At 32.5% G+C, this 19,349-nt stretch carries 20 protein-coding genes; 10 read left to right on the plus strand and 10 right to left on the minus strand.

Features of this window, described 5'->3' with window-relative positions; genetic code table 11:
• The first annotated feature begins 1 nt into the window (after position 1).
• On the plus strand, positions 2-2,224 hold the full coding sequence (locus OLM51_RS15220) for an FUSC family protein (protein WP_264551451.1): 2,223 nt from the start codon (positions 2-4) through the stop codon (positions 2,222-2,224).
• A gap of 38 nt (positions 2,225-2,262) precedes the next feature.
• Here the strand turns inward: OLM51_RS15220 and OLM51_RS15225 are convergent, their stop codons facing one another.
• The 3 genes from OLM51_RS15225 to OLM51_RS15235 all read right to left on the minus strand — a co-directional run bounded on the left by OLM51_RS15225 (position 2,263) and on the right by OLM51_RS15235 (position 5,093).
• The gene (locus OLM51_RS15225; protein ID WP_264551452.1) at positions 2,263-3,759 is read right to left on the minus strand and encodes a malate:quinone oxidoreductase; all 1,497 of its coding nucleotides are present in this window, start codon (positions 3,757-3,759) and stop codon (positions 2,263-2,265) included.
• Between the two features lie 125 nt (positions 3,760-3,884).
• Complete coding sequence (gene ruvX / locus OLM51_RS15230; protein WP_264551453.1) at positions 3,885-4,301, minus strand: Holliday junction resolvase RuvX; 417 nt, start codon at positions 4,299-4,301, stop codon at positions 3,885-3,887.
• A gap of 162 nt (positions 4,302-4,463) precedes the next feature.
• Positions 4,464-5,093, minus strand: coding sequence for a PAS domain-containing protein (locus OLM51_RS15235; RefSeq protein ID WP_264551454.1), 630 nt, complete (start codon positions 5,091-5,093; stop codon positions 4,464-4,466).
• A 279-nt stretch (positions 5,094-5,372) separates the two neighbouring features.
• Here OLM51_RS15235 and OLM51_RS15240 point away from each other — a divergent pair, with 279 nt between their 5' ends.
• Positions 5,373-6,188, plus strand: coding sequence for a 2,3,4,5-tetrahydropyridine-2,6-dicarboxylate N-succinyltransferase (locus tag OLM51_RS15240; RefSeq protein WP_264551455.1), 816 nt, complete (start codon positions 5,373-5,375; stop codon positions 6,186-6,188).
• 295 nt (positions 6,189-6,483) lie between these two features.
• On the opposite strand, the gene OLM51_RS15245 is transcribed toward OLM51_RS15240, so the two are convergent.
• Both OLM51_RS15245 and OLM51_RS15250 read right to left on the minus strand, forming a co-directional pair.
• Entirely contained in the window at positions 6,484-7,209 is a 726-nt protein-coding gene (locus OLM51_RS15245) for a polysaccharide deacetylase family protein (protein WP_264551456.1), read from the minus strand.
• A 341-nt stretch (positions 7,210-7,550) separates the two neighbouring features.
• Entirely contained in the window at positions 7,551-8,315 is a 765-nt protein-coding gene (locus tag OLM51_RS15250) for a glycosyltransferase family 2 protein (RefSeq protein ID WP_264554296.1), read from the minus strand.
• 127 nt (positions 8,316-8,442) lie between these two features.
• On the opposite strand from OLM51_RS15250, the gene OLM51_RS15255 reads away from it, so the two are divergent.
• Both OLM51_RS15255 and OLM51_RS15260 read left to right on the plus strand, forming a co-directional pair.
• A complete protein-coding gene (locus tag OLM51_RS15255) occupies positions 8,443-9,507 on the plus strand; it encodes a glycosyltransferase family 9 protein (protein ID WP_264551457.1) in 1,065 nt (354 codons plus the stop codon).
• A 19-nt stretch (positions 9,508-9,526) separates the two neighbouring features.
• Entirely contained in the window at positions 9,527-10,294 is a 768-nt protein-coding gene (locus tag OLM51_RS15260; RefSeq protein WP_264551458.1) for a glycosyltransferase family 2 protein, read from the plus strand.
• Here the strand turns inward: OLM51_RS15260 and OLM51_RS15265 are convergent.
• The gene (locus OLM51_RS15265) at positions 10,275-11,042 is read right to left on the minus strand and encodes a lipopolysaccharide kinase InaA family protein (protein WP_264551459.1); all 768 of its coding nucleotides are present in this window, start codon (positions 11,040-11,042) and stop codon (positions 10,275-10,277) included. The two genes, OLM51_RS15260 and OLM51_RS15265, sit on opposite strands and share 20 nt — an antisense overlap.
• 60 nt (positions 11,043-11,102) lie before the next feature.
• Between OLM51_RS15265 and OLM51_RS15270 the strand changes: the two genes are divergently transcribed.
• From OLM51_RS15270 to OLM51_RS15280, 3 genes are all read left to right on the plus strand, one after another.
• Positions 11,103-12,053, plus strand: a complete 951-nt coding sequence (locus OLM51_RS15270) for a hypothetical protein (RefSeq protein ID WP_264551460.1) — start codon at positions 11,103-11,105, stop codon at positions 12,051-12,053.
• Positions 12,054-12,273: 220 nt separating this feature from the next.
• Entirely contained in the window at positions 12,274-13,431 is a 1,158-nt protein-coding gene (locus tag OLM51_RS15275) for an acyltransferase family protein (RefSeq protein WP_264551461.1), read from the plus strand.
• Positions 13,432-13,524: 93 nt separating this feature from the next.
• On the plus strand, positions 13,525-14,085 hold the full coding sequence (locus OLM51_RS15280; protein WP_155100773.1) for an L-threonylcarbamoyladenylate synthase: 561 nt from the start codon (positions 13,525-13,527) through the stop codon (positions 14,083-14,085).
• Between the two features lie 106 nt (positions 14,086-14,191).
• Here the strand turns inward: OLM51_RS15280 and OLM51_RS15285 are convergent, their stop codons facing one another.
• The gene (locus tag OLM51_RS15285) at positions 14,192-15,316 is read right to left on the minus strand and encodes a cysteine desulfurase family protein (protein ID WP_264551462.1); all 1,125 of its coding nucleotides are present in this window, start codon (positions 15,314-15,316) and stop codon (positions 14,192-14,194) included.
• An 85-nt stretch (positions 15,317-15,401) separates the two neighbouring features.
• Between OLM51_RS15285 and OLM51_RS15290 the strand changes: the two genes are divergently transcribed.
• Positions 15,402-16,394, plus strand: a complete 993-nt coding sequence (locus OLM51_RS15290; RefSeq protein ID WP_264551463.1) for a hypothetical protein — start codon at positions 15,402-15,404, stop codon at positions 16,392-16,394.
• Positions 16,395-16,533: 139 nt separating this feature from the next.
• On the opposite strand, the gene OLM51_RS15295 is transcribed toward OLM51_RS15290, so the two are convergent.
• Positions 16,534-17,085, minus strand: coding sequence for a Smr/MutS family protein (locus OLM51_RS15295; RefSeq protein WP_264551464.1), 552 nt, complete (start codon positions 17,083-17,085; stop codon positions 16,534-16,536).
• Positions 17,075-17,260 (minus strand): hypothetical protein, encoded by a 186-nt coding sequence (locus OLM51_RS15300; RefSeq protein ID WP_264551465.1) that lies wholly within the window; start codon positions 17,258-17,260, stop codon positions 17,075-17,077. Before OLM51_RS15300 ends, OLM51_RS15295 begins: the two co-directional genes overlap by 11 nt.
• A gap of 106 nt (positions 17,261-17,366) precedes the next feature.
• Here OLM51_RS15300 and OLM51_RS15305 point away from each other — a divergent pair, with 106 nt between their 5' ends.
• Positions 17,367-17,651, plus strand: a complete 285-nt coding sequence (locus OLM51_RS15305; protein WP_264551466.1) for a DUF2752 domain-containing protein — start codon at positions 17,367-17,369, stop codon at positions 17,649-17,651.
• Positions 17,652-17,663: 12 nt separating this feature from the next.
• Here the strand turns inward: OLM51_RS15305 and OLM51_RS15310 are convergent, their stop codons facing one another.
• Entirely contained in the window at positions 17,664-18,365 is a 702-nt protein-coding gene (locus OLM51_RS15310; protein ID WP_264551467.1) for a DUF1003 domain-containing protein, read from the minus strand.
• A 191-nt stretch (positions 18,366-18,556) separates the two neighbouring features.
• Between OLM51_RS15310 and epsC the strand changes: the two genes are divergently transcribed.
• Positions 18,557-19,348: a serine O-acetyltransferase EpsC gene (gene epsC / locus OLM51_RS15315; RefSeq protein ID WP_264551468.1), complete on the plus strand. Its 792-nt coding sequence runs from the start codon at positions 18,557-18,559 to the stop codon at positions 19,346-19,348.
• Position 19,349: the final 1 nt, after the last annotated feature.

Here is a 19,349-nt window from a genome sequence, read left to right on the forward strand (position 1 = left end):
TATGATCGATCGAATTTCAAAATTTACCAATAGTACTTCATTTTTAAATGCTTCAAAAGTAACTATTGCTTCTGTTGTTCCTGTATTGATTTTGAACTTTTTAGGTCATTTTGAAATAGGTTTTACCATTGCTTTAGGAGCATTCTACACCTACCCTAGTGATATTCCAAGTTCATTAAACCATAAAATAAAAGGACTTATTGTTGCTTCATTTATTGTTTCGGGAGTAAATTTACTAGTCAATCTTGCTTATCCGTATCCCTTTTTATTTTATCCCTTTCTTGGCTTTTTACTTTTTTTATGTTCTATGATTTCAGTTTATGGGCAGCGAGCAACATTGGTTTCTTTCTCTGCGTTGTTATCAATCTCATTATCATTTGGACATTTACACGAAGGCTGGGAAGCTTTTGAATATTCGGGATTCATTTTTATAGGTGGAATTTTATACCTTATTATTGCACTTATATTCCATTTTATTCAACCTTATAAATATGTTGAACTTCAAATTGCAGAAGGAATCAAATTAACTGCCAAGTATTTAAAACTAAGAGGCGATCTCTGGAATCCAGAAGCTAACAGAGAAACTATTATCGAAAAACAACTTGCCGTTCAGGTTGAATTGAACTTGATTCATGAAGATCTTAGAAAAATGCTGATTGGCAATCAAAACACTTCCGGAGCAACAGCTCAAAACCGTAAGATGTTACTGGTTTTTATAACATTGGTAGAAATTCAGGAACTGGCGCTATACACCTCTTTTGATCATAGTAAACTTCATGAAAAGTTTGCCCAACATCCTGAAGTATTAAGAACATACCAGAATGTAGCATACAAATTGGCCTCGACCTTAAAAAAGCTTTCTAAAAATGTTCATCATATTTCTGTATATGTAGATAAAAATGATTTAAAGAATGAGCTGGATGCTCTAGAATTTGCTATTTTCGATTACGAAAAAAGTTTAGGCAAAGAAGAAGCTTCTGAAGGCGTTCTGATGTTGACCAATATGCTGAAATATGCAAAAAACCAAGTTGGAAAAATCAAGATTATTCAGCGTGCTTTTTCACTTGCTATGCAATCTTACAAACTGAAAGACAAAGACAAAGAGCTCGAAAAATTCCTGACTCCGCAATATTATCCTTTGCGTACTTTAATAGAAAACCTAACCTTTTCATCTTCTATTTTCAGGCATTCACTTAGATTGACCATTACGATTATGCTTGGTTTTTTTCTGGGCAAGATTCTTCCGTTTCAAAATGTATACTGGATCTTACTTACAATTGTGGTAATCATGCGGCCGGGTTATGGTTTAACAAAGGAACGCTCGTATAATAGAATTTTCGGAACTCTTTTGGGCGGATTGCTTGCTTTTGGAATTGTTTCGGTAATTCAAAATCACGTTGCGCTGAGTATTTTTTCTATTGTTTGCATGCTCTTAGGAATTTCATTTACACAGATAAACTATAAAATAAGCGCAACGTTTGTTACAATGTATGTCGTTTTTATATACGGAATTCTAACTCCAAATGTTGTAGAAGTGATTCAGTTTAGGATACTGGATTCGCTTACCGGAGCAATTTTAGCTTTTATTGCAAATCAATTTTTATGGCCAGCATGGGAGTTCATCAATACACCTATACATATTGAAAATTCGGTTCGGGCAAACAGAAACTATCTTAAAGAAATTGCCGATTTTTATAACAAAAAAGGAGAAGTTCCAACTTCGTATCGCTTAGCCAGAAAACATGCATTTGTTGAAGTTGGTAATTTAATGACTTCTTTTCAGCGAATGATGCAGGAACCAAAGTCAAAACAAAAAACACTTCCTTTAGTCAATAAATTAGTGGTTTTAAATCATTCTATATTGTCTGCTTTGGCTTCATTGTCAACTTATATTCAATCACATCAAACCACATCAGCCTCAGAATCTTTTAATTATATCATAAAAACGATTTTATCCAATCTAGATCAGTCGATTTCGGTTTTGCGAAATGAAACCGTAATAAATGATACTTTTTTTGACAAAGATGATGTTACGCTGCAGTTTGAAGAGCTTAAACGTGTTAACTTTAAGCGTCTGGCAGATGATGATGATCTGGATAAAGAAACCCGCCAGGCCAAAATGCAGGAAGCCCAAATGGTAATTGAACAATTGATCTGGATGAGCAATCTTGCTGAGAAGATTTTAAAAATAACAAAAGAACTTAAAGCAACAAATCCAGATTAATTCATCTGGATTTGTTGTTTTTATACAAAAGCTTAAGCTTAATTATTTAATTTCAAAACTTGAGAAGTATGTTTTCTAACTTCTTCCAAAAGCTCTGGTTTATCATTTAAAGTTTGTCCGTAAGAAGGAATCATTTGTTTTATTTTCGCTTCCCATTCCGGCGTTTTAATCTGATTTGTAAAACATCTGCTAATCAAATCAACCATAATAGCAACGGCAGTTGATGCTCCCGGAGAAGCTCCTAATAAAACTGCCAGAGATCCATCATGTGTATTGATTACCTCTGTACCAAACTCCAATACTCCGCCTTCTTTTTCATCTTTTTTGATCACCTGTACACGTTGTCCTGCTTTTTCTAATTTCCAATCCTTAGAACGTGCCGAAGGCAAATATTCGCGAAGTGCTTTCATTCTGTCTTTTGGAGACTGACGAACTTGCTCGATTAAGTATTTGGTTAACGGAATATTATGGTATCCCGCTGATAACATTGGGATTAAATTGTTTGCCTTTATTGATAATGGTAGATCTAAATAAGAACCATTTTTTAAGAAACGGGTTGAAAACCCGGCGAAAGGCCCAAAAAGAAGTGCTTTTTCACCATCAATAACACGCGTATCGATATGAGGAACAGACATTGGAGGCGCTCCAACACTTGCTTTCCCGTATACTTTTGCCTGATGTTTTGCAATAACTTCCGGATTGGTACATTTTAACCATTGTCCACTTACCGGGAAACCTCCGTAACCGTTTCCTTCCGGTACATTTGCTTTTTCAAGTAAAGGTAATGAACCTCCTCCTGCTCCAATAAAAACAAATTTGGTATAGGCTTTACGTTTTTGCCCTGTTGAAATATCTGTAATTTTAATTCTCCAGGATTTATCTTCACGTTGCTTTAATTTTTTAACCTCATGATTAAAGTATAAAGTTACGCCGTCAAGTTTTTCAAGATAATTAAACATGCTTCTTGTCAGGGCACCAAAATTTACATCGGTACCAATTTCCATGTGAGTTGCCGCTAGTTTGTCAGTAGCTTCTCTTCCTTCCATAACAAGTGGCATCCATTTTTTTAGTTGCTCAAAATCTGAACTGAATTCCATTTGAGAAAAAATTGGATTGCTTTGCAGCGCATCGAATCTTTTTTTAAGATACTTTATATTTTTATCTCCCCATACAAAACTCATATGCGGAACACTTTTAATAAAATTTTCCGGAGATACTACTTTATTTTCTTGTACTAAATAAGACCAAAACTGACGAGAAATCTCAAAAGATTCTGCAATACTGATTGCTTTTTTAGGATCTATACTTCCGTCGGCCTTTTCTGGGGTATAATTTAATTCACAAAAAGCAGAGTGTCCGGTTCCGGCATTATTCCATGCATCAGAACTTTCGGCAGCTGCCACATCTAATCTTTCGTAAATTTCAATTTTAATATCTGGCTGTAACTCTTTTAAAATTAATCCAAGAGTTGCGCTCATAATTCCAGCTCCAATAAGCACTACTTCACTATTGGAACGTATTGTATTGTCAGGCATAACAGTAATTTGTTTTTAAAGTGCAAAGGTACTTTTTTCAATTGCAAAAAAAAACTAATTTTCACACGATAAAAGTTAGAAAATCATATTTTTTTGTGAAAAAGTAAATTCCGAAGAAATTACATCTAAAAGCGATTTGAAGAAAGATAATCCTGAAGCATAATCGTTGCAGAAATTTCATCAATCAATCCTTTATTTTGACGTTGTTTTTTGCTTAGTCCGCTGTCAATCATCGTTTGAAATGCCATTTTTGAAGTAAAACGTTCATCTACACGAATGACTTTCATTTCAGGAAAAATATTCGAAAAATGAGTCACAAAACCTTTTATTATCGATGCACTTTCAGACGGTTGTCCGTTCATTTGCTTTGGCTCGCCAACTAAGACTGCTTCGACCTTTTCTTTTGCGAAATAATCTTTTAAAAAATCGATCAAAGTATTAGTTGGAATTGTGGTTAGACCCGAAGCAATAATCTGCATTTCATCGGTAACTGCAATTCCGGTACGTTTTTGTCCGTAATCTATAGAGAGAATTCTTGGCATTTTATAATTTTTTAAAAAAGAAAAATATTAAGCTCATTTGCAGCATTTTTTCAGAATCAAAATTACAACTTTAATCCACAATTTTTACTAAAAACAAAAGTCCGTTCTGAGAAAACTCAAAACGGACCAGAACCTAAATATGTGAACCTAAAAAACTCTTATTTATCGATTAAATAATCGTCTGAAGAAACCTCTTCCCTCTTCTTCTTCCTCATCTTGTTCTTCGTACTGAGCAAATTTTGCCTGCGATTTCTCGTGCTCAAAGATCAACTCTTTAATATACTCTACATAGGATCTCTTTTTTTCTTCCAGAAAACCTATTAAATATTTCTCACTGAATTCTACTCCGCTGGCAGCCTCAATTTGAAGCAGCTTTTTGTATAACGGTTCAATATGCATTGCAATTACTTCTTGTGGAACGGCTTGTCTTCTTCCAAAAAAATTCGCAATTGCACCATTTTCATCTTTTGCGATCTCAAAGTCGGTAATAACCCAGTAATAACGACCTGATTTTGCTAAATTTTTCACAATAGCATGGAAGTTTTTTCCAGCTTTAAGGTTCTCCCAAAGGACCTTAAAAATAACTTTTGGCATATCCGGATGACGAATTATATTATGAGGCTGTCCCATTAATTCATAATCCTCGTAACCACAAACATCAACAAAAACTTCATTGGCATATTCAATAATACCAAAAGCATTTGTTTTACTCATAATTACTTGTGTTTTATCCCATGTAACTTCTTTATCGATGACGGTGATTGGAGTTCGAAGTTGATTTTCCTGATTCATTTTTTACTGCTTATAAATGTTATTTGGATTGGTAAATTTTAATTCGAATTTCTTAGAATTAATCCGACAAAAATAAAACGAAGAAAAAAATCAAAATCTGATTTTTGTCATATTTTGATAGTAAAAAAACTTTTAGTGGTTTATAAACCAAAATCAATTTACTATAGACTGAGTTTTTATATCAAATTACAAACAAAATGTTACATGTATAACACTTTCAAAAGCTTTTACTTTTTTGCTTTTCTACAAATACGTTATCTTTGCCAAAAATTAAAACTTATGAATTCTTTACAGACTATAATAGAACAAGCTTGGGAAAACAGAGCTTTATTGCAAGAAACTACAACAACTGATGCTATCAGAGAAGTTATCGAACTTGTAGATGCCGGAAAATTACGTGTTGCCGAACCAGTTGCTGACGGTTGGCAGGTAAACGAATGGGTAAAGAAAGCGGTTGTAATGTATTTTCCAATTCAAAAAATGGAAACATGGGAATCTGGTATTTTTGAATACCACGATAAAATGTTGCTAAAAAGAGGTTATGCTGAAAAAGGAATTCGTGTAGTACCAAATGCTGTTGCACGTTATGGAGCTTATATTTCAAGTGGTGTTATCTTAATGCCAAGTTATGTAAATATTGGTGCTTATGTTGACGAAGGTACTATGGTTGACACTTGGGCAACTGTAGGAAGCTGCGCTCAAATTGGGAAAAATGTTCACTTGAGCGGTGGTGTTGGTATTGGTGGCGTTTTAGAGCCATTACAAGCTGCTCCGGTTATTATAGAAGATGGTGCTTTTATTGGTTCTCGTTGTATTGTTGTAGAAGGTGTACATGTTGGTAAAGAAGCTGTTCTTGGAGCAAACGTTTGTTTGACTGCCTCAACAAAAATTATCGATGTAACTGGTGACGAGCCTGTTGAAATGAAAGGTTTTGTTCCTGCACGTTCTGTTGTAATTCCAGGAAGTTACACTAAGAAATTTGCTGCCGGAGAATTTCAGGTTCCATGTGCTTTAATCATTGGTACCCGTAAACCATCTACAGATTTAAAAACATCTTTAAATAATGCACTACGTGAATACGACGTTGCTGTATAAATTTTAAATTCCAAATAAAAAAAATCCAAATCCCAATCTATATCAATTGGAATTTGGATTTTTTTTATTGCTTTTTTTTTTAATAAACAGGATCTTTCAGTCTAAAATCACATTCATTAAAAAACTACATGATTCACTCTGCCCTCAAAGTCCTTTTCCAATTTAGCAGCAAACAAAACAATTAATGTATGTTTTGAAGCAAATAGAGCCTACAAAAAGGGCTTATCTCAAATTTGCAACTGCCTCTGCATATAACGTTTATCAAGATATACAAAAACAATATTAATCAAAAAACCTAAAATAAACTGAATCTCCCAAATTTAAGTTTAAGCTTAAAAGCCAACAGATTATCTGTTCCTTTAATATCAATTCGTTTAATTTTATATCGATCCTTAAAAGGAAATGCATCCGAACGATTTCCTCTCCTTAATCCAAATTTCATAGCATTTTCAGACAAAAAATTTTTTAAGACGCTATTCTTACTTTTCGTTTTTGGATAATCCTCATACGGACAAGCAAATGCAGGACAAACCTTTAGATTATTATTTTTTAGAACTTCTTCACATTTCAAAAAACTATTTTCAATTCCCTCTATATTTAATAATCTGTATTTTTTACACTCATAAGAATGATACCCCAATTCAACTAAATCAGACGGAACTTTTTTTAACTGGTCCATACTCATTATTTTTTGACTGCTATCATCCTTATAATCATCCACGAAATCAGTCTTTTTTATACAATGAAACGGGATAAAAAAACTAGCCTTTAAATTGTATTTTTCTAATAATGGAATTACATAAATCAATTGATTTTCAGCGACATCATCAAAGGTCAAAATGATACTTTTTGGAGGAATTCTAAATAGATTTGCTAATTCTGTAAAATGAAATGTGATATACTTATTTTCGGTTAAATATTTAAATTGTTTTTCTAAATTCTGAACGGAAATGGTTAAACTACTTTGTTCCGCTTTTGACAGGCAGACATTATGATACATTAAAATTGGCAGCTTTTTCATTATTTTGTAGGATTTTTACGTAAAAATACTACTTTAATATTACTTTTCTATATTGAATCGATAATAAAACACCAAAATGGAACCATCATAAATTAGCATCTTATTATTTACTTTCGATGTTGGTATACTGGCAACTTCAAGACAGGAAATAATAAAAATTTATCTGCAAAACACACTATAGCCTTTAAATTATATCTCCGGAATTTTAGATTACATCTCTGATTATAAATCATAAAAAAAGGATCAAATTTATATAAAATTTGATCCTGAACTTTTTAAAGACACTATTTATTGTTTTTTAAATCGTCATTTATAATTACCCGCAAAATATTGCTCAAAATTTAATGGTTTCTTTTGCTTTCAGTTTCTTTTTGGAGTTTTAAAAGCTTTGCATATTTCATATAAGAGAAAAAACTCTGAATCATTGCAATTGACAATCCGTCGATACCATTAAAAATTCCTTTCTTAAAAAAGTAACAACGCACAAAAGCTACTGTACCATTAAGAACCGGTTTAAAAGCATTAATTCTTTTTCCCTGATCAAATAATTGTTGCGCATGCCAACCAGAATATTGGTTCTTTTTGGCAATAATCTGATCTAAGGAATCCCAGCCATAATGCAGAATATGCACTGCAACTTTCTTTTCGTTTTGAGTTATGATTTTCTGATGTACAATAGAATCTGAAGGACGTGCCGTTTGTTTATTAAAGAAACGAACTTTATGATCTGGGTACCAGCCCGAGAAATCGATTAATTTGTTTCCTAAAAAGTTTTTCACTCTAAAACTAAAGGCATCATAATTTCCTTCCAGATATTTTTTATCCAAAATATATTGCTCAGCATCTTTATCCAGAAATTCATCGGCATCAAGATTTAAAATCCAGTCGTTTTTGCAATAAGGCAAACCATGTGTACGTTGCGGCCCATCACCCAGAAAAGCCTGCTCAATAACTATTGCACCTTTTTCTTTGGCAATTTCAACTGTACGATCTTTACTAAAAGAGTCTACAATAATAACCTCATTGCAAACTTTTAATAAAGCATCAATACATTTTCCAATGTTTTTTTCTTCGTTGAAAGTAATAACCAAACCACTAATTCCCATCGTAAATTTTAATTTATTGACCACAAAAATATAACTTTTTCGTTTAGTTTAATCTTATTGCGGGCATCACTTGTACACTAACTAAAATAGTTTGTACTTTAGCCTGCAAATTGAATTATAAAAACAAATGAGAATATTAGTTATTCAGCAAAAGAGAATTGGAGACGTATTAACAAGTACAATAATCTGTAACAACTTAAAAACTAAGTTTCCGGAAGCTAAGATAGACTATATGTGTTATCCTAATTCCGTAGATGTTTTAAAAGAAAATCCAAACATTGATACTATTATTCCGTTAACCAATAAGGTTAGAAAATCTATTCCTTCTTTGTTTAAATTTATTTTTCAGATCAGAAAAAGAAAATACAATGCTGTAATTGATGTTTACAGTAAACTAGAAACCAACCTGATTACGCTATTTTCCGGGGCAAAGTATAAAGTTTCTTACCACAAATGGTATTCTAATGTATTTTACAACCATAGTTACGAACGTTTTGATGCCATTAAATCTGAATACGGTCTGGCTATCGAAAACAGATTATTACTGCTAAAACCTTTCATCTCAGAAAAAATTACAGATGTAAAACCTAAAATCTTTCTAAAAGAATCTGAAATTGCTGAAGCAAAAGATCTTTTAAAAAGCTACAATATCGATAGTGAAAAGCCATTGATTATGTTTGGTATCCTGGGAAGCGAGGTTTATAAAACGTATCCTCTTGAGGGAATGGCAAAAATTATTGATTTTACTGTCGCTAAAACGAATGCTACAATTATTTTCAATTACATTCCGGATCAGAAAGAGCAAGCCTTAGAAGTCTATAATTATTGCACAGAAGAGACTAAAAAACATATTGTTTTTGATTTATACTGTACAGAACTACGTCCGTTTTTAGCATTATTATCTCAATGTGAGATGTTAATAGGAAACGAAGGCGGTGCTGTAAATATGGCAAAAGCACTTGAAATTCCAACTTTTTCAATTTTTACTCCTTCAGTAAGAAAAGAAACCTGGCAATTATTTGAAAACGAAGCCAAAAACGCCTCAATTCACCTAAAAGATCTAAAACCGGAAATCTACGAACAACATACTGAACAATATATTAAGGAGCATACTTTTGAATATTATGCAGAGTATCCTCTGGAACTTATGCTGAAAAAATTAGAAGCTTATTTTCAAGAATATAAAAATTGAAAAAGTAAAAAGCATTCCTATGAATGAAAAGCAAAAATTATCAGTTCTGATTATTACGCTTAACGAAGAATATCGCATAAAATCGCTTCTTGAAGATATTGATTTTGCCGATGAAATAATCGTTGTTGATTCTTATAGCACGGATCAGACGGTTAATATCGTCGAATCATTCCCTAATGTAAAATTAATTCAGAATCCTTTTATTAATTATACTTCGCAGCGCAATTTTGCTTTAAATCAGGCCAAAAATTCCTGGATATTGTTTATCGATGCTGATGAACAACTGACTCCGGATTTAAAAGCTGAAATTAGTTCGGTCATAAATGACAAAAATGCTGCGAGCGCCTATCTTGTCTACCGCACTTTTATGTTTAAAAACAAAAAACTCAATTTTAGCGGATGGCAGACCGATAAAATTTTCCGCCTTTTTAATAAATCAGATTGCCGTTACAATGAAGAAAGAATGGTTCATGAAAAACTAGTTGTAAATGGCCGAATTTCTACCTTAAAAAATAAAATAATACACTTTTCATATATTTCTTTCTCGGATTATCAGGCAAAAATGTATCAATATGGAATTTTTAAAGCTCGTGAAAAATTAAAAAAAGGACAAAAACCATCTTTTTTATTAATGGCTTTTCATCCTTTATATACTTTTTTATATCAATTTATAATTCGCTTGGGCTTTTTGGACGGCACTAAAGGAATCACGATATGCTATTTAAACGCTTACAGTATCTTTATTAGGTACAAAGAACTAAAACGTATTACTTCTTCCAGAATTTAAATTTCTTTTTCAGACGTTTTTTTCTATAAAACTGTTCCTGAAAATCTGATGTAAATTTCCATAAAGTTTCAAAAATCTTTTGCTCAGATTCTTCTTTGTAAAACTTTGCATATTCATTGCTCATTACTGCCACCATTTCTTTTAACGGAGTCAGACGACACAAATTTTTCATACGCATTTCAAAAGACATTGACGCATGAAATTCCATTCGGTTTAAATCAACCAGAAAGAAGTCATAATTTCCACTGGCATTCTTTTTAATCAAAGTATTTCCCGGCGAATGATCTAAAAATTCGATTCCTTTTTCATGAAGATCAAAACTGAATTTTGTGAATTGCCTTAATATATTGTCGTGATCCGGAAAATCAGGAATTTCTACAAGTTCTCTGTAAGTCAGATCACAAACCAATTGTTCACTGACATAAAAACTTTTCTCTAAACCTACAATCGAAGAAAACTCTGCAAAAGCAATTGGTTTTGGTGTACCAACGCCAAGTTCCAATAATCGGTTTGCAAACTCAAAAGAACGTTTTGCTTTTGATTTTCTAAAATATTTGTAGGCTATTTTATTTATTAAATGCGGAACCTTAAACGATTTTATATTTATTTTTTGATTGTCTAAATCAAAAAGTTTTATCTGATTACGCTGACCAATGACAAAGTCTTCTCCTTTGGTATTAAAAAACTGAATATATTCAAGAAGAATATTTTCAAATTTTTCATATCCGCGATTTAATCTTAAAATCATAAAAATTGTTTCAGCAAATTTAGCTAGTTTTACCAACTAATAAAAACAATTTCACAGATAATGTATATAACCTTAATAAGTCTTGATAACTGGGGCCTCAACAAACATATTGCGTCAAGTCTGGAAAAACAAGGACATGTTGTTCATCATATCGATTTTAACACGTTTAAATACAAATATCCTTCTGTATTGCATAAAGCTAATAATTTTATTCTAAAAGCTTTTTTCAAAACAAATTTAAAGCACCTGCATTATGGAAAAGAAATTATAAATCAGTTACAAAAAAACAATCAGATTCAGGATGTTATTTTAACTATAAAAGGAGATTTTATAGATCCAAAAAGCATTTTAGAGTTCAAAAACTATACTAAAAAGTCTGTTGGCTTTTTTAATGACAATACATATCGTTGCCCGAAAATCAAACGTGTTCTGCATTGTTTTGATGAAGTTTTTTCATTCGAAAAAGAAGATTGCGCCAAATTCAATTTAAAATTTGCCTCAAACTGGATTTACACTTCTAAATCTGCAGAAAACAACAACCAATTTGATTTTGATGTTTTCAACATCAGTTCTATAGACAAAAGACTGCCTATTTTAAAGCGAATTGCAAACAATCTGGCTTCTCAAAATATAAATTTCAAGTTCATTATATATGACAAAAAGAAAAATGACGAGGATAAAAACATTACTTACATCAGAAAACACATGCCTTTGTCTGAAGTAAATGATTATATCAGCCGATCAAAAGTACTTTTAGACATCAACAGACTTGGTCAGGCTGGTTTAACCTTCAGGGTTTTTGAAAGTTTAGGTTTAGAGAAAAAACTAATCACAACAAACTCAGATATCAAAAACTACGATTTTTACAATCCGAACAATATCTTAATCATCGATGAAAATAATCCGGTGGTTCCTGCTGATTTTTTTAAAAATGAGTACGAGAAAATACCCGATTCTATTTTACACAAATATACTTTGGAAGGCTGGACCGAAATTGTGGTTTTAAAATAATCCGCTATTAAAGAGAACGAGTTTCTTGTTCTTACTTTCTTTTGATACACAGACCATCAGATAAAATTAAATGATCATATACTGGATTGCAAAAAGTAGCTTTCCAGTATATTTTAATTTAACAATAATACTTTTGCAATTAATAATCGTTTGTTATGTTTGCAAAAATTTAATCCAGAACAAAACTATCACGGTAAAATGTGATTCTATCAAAAAAGAAATGAACTTCACTCTTTACACGTATTTAATACCCGTATTAATTGCTTTAGTTATTGCTGTAATACTAACCAATAAAATAGTAAAAATAGATTTAACCGAAATTCGTTATCCCGAAATTGATGGTTTAAGAGGTTATCTCGCTTTTTTTGTTTTCTTGCATCACAGTTACATCTGGAGGTTTTTTCTACAAAGCAATGAGTGGAATGAGCCCGAATCAAATTTATTTAATCAGTTTGGGCAAACTACGGTCGCTTTCTTTTTTGTCATCACTGCATTTTTATTTACTACCAAATTAATCAATAGTAAAACAAAACAAATCGACTGGACAGAGTACATTAAAGCCCGATTCTACAGGCTTTTTCCCATGTATTTTTTCTCTGTTCTTGTTATATTTTTTATTGTAGCGTATTTAACCGGTTTTACAGCTCAGGTTCCTTTTCTTGAAAATTTAAAAAGTATACTTTCATGGATATTTTTTAATGTTCGCAAAGATCTTGACATTAACGGACTGGAAAACAGCCGCATCTTAAATGCCGGAATAACATGGACATTGCCGTATGAGTGGGTCTTTTATTTCTTACTACCGCTAATCGCTTTATTTTTTAAAATTAAAGTAAACTACAAAACACTTTTTATATTCCTTGCTGCCGCTGCAATTACAATGATTATAAACAAATCTTCATTGAGGCATTTTATTCCGTTTATCGGAGGGATTTGTGTAGCGTTACTAATAGACAGTAAAAGATTTGAAACCGTTTTAAAACAAAAGAAATATGCTGTTCTATCTCTTATTTTGCTATTGATATCGGTATACTTTTTTCATAGTGGCAGAAAACCTGTCCCAATCATTATCACATCGATTGTGTTTTTAATCGTTGCTTCGGGAAATAATTTCTTCGGACTTTTATCAAGTGCTTTTTCACGTAAATTCGGGCAGGTAACTTATAGCCTTTACTTAATACACGGGATTGTTTTATACATTCTGTTTAATTTTGTAATAGGAATTGAAAAAGCCAAAACATTAACCGATTGGGAATTCTGGCTTATTATTGCTGCTTCTGTTTTTCCTTTAATTTTTATCTGTCAGCTTACTTTTAAGTATATAGAGTTACCATTAATGAATTTGGCCAAAGCAAAATCTGCCAAAACAAAGAAATAAAAGGCTTATCGTTTTTTAGATAATTTATAAAAAGCATTTAGTCGCAAAATTTATAACTTTGCAATCTTAACTGAGTCTATTATAATTTACAAAATGAACGAAGAAATCATCAAAGCATACGAAGTCATCAAAGAAGGTGGAATTATTCTTTATCCAACTGATACTGTTTGGGGAATTGGCTGCGACGCTACTAATCCTGAAGCCGTTGCAAAAATATACAAACTAAAACAACGTGCCGAAACCCAAAGTATGATTGTATTGATGAATGGTGAAAAGATGATGTACAATGTTTTTAAAAACATTCCCGAAGTTGCCTGGCAAATACTGGATTTATCTGAAAAACCAACCACTTTAATTCTGGACGAACCTAGAAATGTGGCTCCAAACATTATTGCAGCCGATAATTCTCTTGGAATACGTCTTGTAAAAGAGCCTTTTTGTTTTAAATTGTTAGAACGAATGAAGAAACCTCTTGTATCTACTTCTGCCAATATCTCAGGACAACCAACACCTATAGCTTTTAAAGATATTAGCCCTGAAATTGTAAACGGTGTTGATTATGTAGTGAATTTATACCATGATAAAGTTGCCGGAAAACCGTCAACAATCATCAAATTAACAAACGACTCACAAGTAAAAGTGATTAGAAAATAGTTTTTTTGTTTCAGGTTTCAAGTTTCACGTTCTTCTTAAAACCTGAAACTTGAAACCTGAAACTTGAAACTTTAAACTTGAAACCTGAAACTTTAAACTTGAAACCTTAAACAGCCTTCAAACTCTCAATAAGCCAATCAATATCTTCTTTGGTATTATAATGACTAAAAGAAATTCTGAGATTTGGCAATTTTAAATCTGCCTCTGAAAGCATTTCTTTTAAAACATGTGATGGTTTTATACTTCCGGACTGGCAGGCACTTCCTCTGGAAACCGCAATCCCTTTCATATCCAGACTAAACAAAAGCATAGACGTTTTATCTGAAGAAAAAGGTAAAATGATATTGATAATATTGTAAAAATCGTCCTTTTTACCATTGATCCTAAAGCCTGGAAAATGATTCTCGAGTTGCTCAATCAAATACACTTTTAAATTAGAAATATAATTTCTTTCCTCATCGAGATTCTCATAAGAAAGCGACAAGGCTTTTGCCATTCCGGCAATTTGATGAACTGCTTCGGTTCCTGCACGCAGGCCTTTTTCCTGCTCACCTCCAAAAATTAAAGGCTGTAATCCTGAATTTTTTCTAACAAAAGCAAAACCAACTCCTTTTGGACCATGAAATTTATGTGCACTTGCTACAATAAAATCAACAGGCGTTTTTTGCAGATCAATCTCGGTTTTCCCTACAGACTGAACAGTATCTGAATGAAACAAAGCGTTGTATTGTTTACAAATAACACCAACTCTGTCAAGATCTAAAACAGTTCCTGTTTCATTATTTACATGCATCAGACTCACGATTGTCTTTTTCTCATCAGCCAATAAATTAGACAAATGGGTTAAATCGATAGTTCCGTCTGAATTTACATTGACATAATCTACCTGGATACCATAATCAGATTCCAGTGCCATAGCGGCGTATAAAACGGCATGATGCTCAATTTTCGAAGTTATAATGCGTTCTACTTTCAGATCTTCAACTGCAGAACGAAGAATCCAGTTATCTGCCTCTGTCCCTCCGGAAACGAAAATAATTTCCTGAGCAGCGCAATTTAAATGCTTTGCAATACTTTTTCTTGAAAGTTCTAAAATTGTCTTTCCATTTCGCCCAAAACTGTGCGTAGAAGACGGATTACCAAAATCTTCTGCCATAACTTTTGTCATTTCCTGAATTACTTCAGGTCGCATAGCAGTTGTAGAAGCGTTATCGAGATATACTTTTTTCATTGCTGCAAAGTTATAAAATATCAATTGTCTAATCTTAAATATCATTTACCAAATTTTCACTATTTTTGACCCAAATAAATCTATGATGAAAAAAATTGCAAGCCTTATATTATTTGCGCTTTTATTAAATGGTTGCGACGATGGTGATCTAACAATAGAGACTGTAGACTTTTCGGAGATTACTGCTACAAGTTGCGATCCTGTTGCCAACACTTTAATCTACAAACTTAAACCTCAGGAATCTCTATTGTTACAGATGCCTGAAAATAGTCTTAAAAACAACCCAACTAACAAAGACACTTTAACTTATAATATTGACAATACTTCATTTCGTGTATTTTTCAGAGCATATGATGGTGTAATTTCAAAATCGACAATATGTGACGCAATTCCTCCTGCTTCACCAAAAGTGAGTGACGAATGGTATGCAACAGGTGGACAAATTAGAATTGCTACAAAAGCAGTCTACAAAGACCCTCCACCAGAAGATGGTCATACCGAAATTGTAGGATACAATCATAATATTATTTTTAGAGGAATCACGTTTTCAAAACCGGGTCCTAAACTTACAAATGATGAACTCGTTTTTGGAGATTATCAGACAACAGTCACCCCAGCAGTAGTAGTTGCTTTTACAGATGAAGTAGCAAAGTTTTGCGATGTACAATTAAAAGTTTACAACAACAATTCTTCAAATTCACTAGTTATTGAGAATCTGGACAAAGAATTAATCAAAAACGAAAATACTCCACCCGGAACTCCGAGAACAAGCTTAATTAACTTAAACGGAACCACAAATAATGTATTTTACAGAATGTACAACAGCAATATACCAGAACCCGTAAAGGACTATTATTGTACTAATCTTACCCCAACCTCTCCAACTGTAAAAGAGACCTGGGTTGGTGTTGCGGGTGTTCAAAATGTAAGTGGAATTATCGAGGTAACAACTACCAGTAGTCTTAAAGTTTTTAAACACAAAGTTGTTCTTAGAAACGTAACACTTAAAAAAGAGAACAGTACTTTTAAACTGGCTACAGAATTTGTTCTGGGTACCGTAACAACTATTGCTCCTTAAAAATATACTGAATTTAATCAAGCTTAAATTCTTACAAAAAAACAGCTATTTTTTATCCTGTTTCAATAACGAAATCAGTTTAAAAAACAGCTGTTTTTTTATGCCTTAAAAAGACCTTTTCTAATACCGAAAAAAATCTTTATTTATTGTTTTGCCTAAAATAAACTTCGGTTGCACCAAGGCCGTATTTTTGATAATTGGCATCCTGAAAATCTATTCCGTCGTAACGTCCTAACAAAAAATCAAGTTCGGCTTTTAGAATTCCTTCACCAACACCATGAATAAAAACAATTTTTGGAATGCGGTTTTTAATCGCAAATTCAATATGCCTTTTTGCCGTTTCGGTCTGCAAAGTCAAAATATCATAATTGGACATTCCGCGTTTATTTGGCACTAATTTTTCGATATGCAAATCAAACTCAGGAGCCGAAATTTCACGTTTATCTTTGCGTTCCTTGACAAAACTTCTTGCTTTTGGCTCCGTTTTCTCTTTTGAAATTTCATCTAAATTAATCCTTTTAATAGAATTCATTAAATTACTGGAATCATGAATTTTAACTAATTCATTGACAAAAAATGTCATCATAAATCCATCCTCAGTTTCTATCGAAACTTCGTTGTTTTTCACCGAAACCACTGTTCCGTTTATAGCTTCGTCTAAAACCGAAACCTTATCTCCTTTAGTCAACATCCTCTTCTTCTTTATCTTGATTTTTACTTGGTGTTTTCGCACTTAGCTGCATCATTCCGTACATGAAAACTACAATTGCAATTATCATGATATAGATATTTTTTTCTTCAGAAACCTGCTCGTACAATGCTACTCCAATCGCAAGAATCATTATTAAAATTTTAAACGTTTTCATTTCATTTCTATATAAGTTTTCAAAAGTATGAAACTTTAAAATAGGACTTCTTACTTCCGGATTAGTTATCGAATATTTTTTCGTAAAATTGCAAAAAACAATCCCTTTGAATTTAGAGAAATACATGATCCCCTGCCTCTTCAAAAAACTCTTCGGAACAGAGTGTCTTGGCTGTGGTTTTCAACGCTCTTTATTCTTACTTTTTGAAGGTGATTTTTCTGGCGCTTTCAGGATGTTTCCTGCCATCTTTTCTACCCTTTTATTCTTCGTTTTTGTCGCTTTGTTTTTTCTGGACAAATCAAGAAACTATAAAAAAGTCGTTTGGAATATCGCTTTATTTAATCTCGCCTTTATGATTGGCGGCTACATCTACAAACACTTTTACATTTAGTTTTTGTAAGAATCATTTCTTGATCTTATTCAGAATATCATTCATCATTTCGATCTGTACTTTCTGAATTTCGATCAATTCCTGTTGCTGATGCATGATTAAATGATCGATTTTATCATGAATCATTCTGATCTCTAATTCAGATTTCAGGTTAATCATATAATCCTTTTTTGCACGATTCCGATCTTTCTCCTCCTGACGATTCTGACTCATCATAATCACCGGAGCTTGCAATGCGGCAATACAGGATAAAATCAAATTAAGCAAAATAAAAGGATATGGGTCAAACCCCTTGTTGAGCAAAATATATACGTTTGATAAAATCCAGACAGCAATAAAAACCACAAACGAAATAATGAAGGTCCAGCTTCCTCCAAAATCGGCCACTTTATCTGCTATTTTTTGCCCAAAGCTTCTCTCCTCATTTTCATCTTCAACGATCGTCACTATCGATTTATCTTCTTTTAATGATGAAATAACATTTTTTTCAAGATCAGAAAGCATTCCAATTTCCGAAGACAAATAATTCGAAATATACTTTTGTCTATATTCATTAAGCTCCTTAACTGCAATACAATCCGTTTCACAAAAGTCGGGATGATCTTTAATAATCAGGCTTAAAATGGGATCATGAATTGATTTTCCATAGATTTTTTCACTTTCCGCAAATTCAATATTAGAAATAGCGCTCTTAAAAGTTGAATTATTTTTCATTTTTATAAATTTTACGAGCTAATTTACACAATTAACTTCTATAAGAATTATATAATTCAATCCGTTTTATTAATCTTTTTTATATCACAAATACGTGCAACAGTCCAAAATTTCTTTAGTTAATTCGTGCCCTTATTTACAAAAAACGTCTTACTTTTAACCTTTTAAATTTTACATTTAATTTCATAATTGTGACAAAAGACACTATCATACAAAATATCAAAGCTTTAAAAAGCCACTCTAATATAAACTACGGTATTAAAACCAAAACTGAAGATTTTACCGAGAAGCTTTTTTACACCCTTTTTGATTCTAACGCAGCTCTTGACGAAAGTATTAATGAACTTGAAATTCGTTTTAAAGAAATTGCGGTTCTGGCCTGCAAAAAACCGGAAAATTTATGCGAATCGATTTGGGATCGCTTTTTAGAGAAACTTCCTGGCGTATTAGAAAAACTAAATCAGGACGCCGAATATATTCTGGAGAATGATCCGGCATCAAACAGCATTGATGAAGTTTATCTGGGATATCCGGGATTTTACGCCATTGCTATTTACAGATTAAGCCATGAATTGTATCAATTGGATTTACTGTTATTTTCAAGATTAATGAGCGAATATGCACACAGAATTACAGGAACCGATATTCATGCCGGAGCCAAAATTGCTTCACCATTTTTTATCGATCACGCGACCGGAATTGTGATTGGAGAAACTACTGTAATCGAAAAGCATGTCAAAATTTATCAGGGAGTTACCCTGGGCGCATTGAGCGTGAGTAAAGACATGAAAAACGCAAAACGTCATCCTACTGTAGAAAAAAATGTTTGTATTTATGCCAATGCAACTATTTTAGGAGGCGAAACTACTATTGGAAAAAACAGTATTGTTGGAGGAAATGCCTGGATTACCAAATCTATTCCTGCCGATTCTATCGTTTTAAATACCACTACAACTGAAGTTAAAATAAAAGAAAAAAAATAAA

The organism is Flavobacterium sp. N2038, assembly GCF_025947185.1.
Lineage (GTDB): Bacteria > Bacteroidota > Bacteroidia > Flavobacteriales > Flavobacteriaceae > Flavobacterium.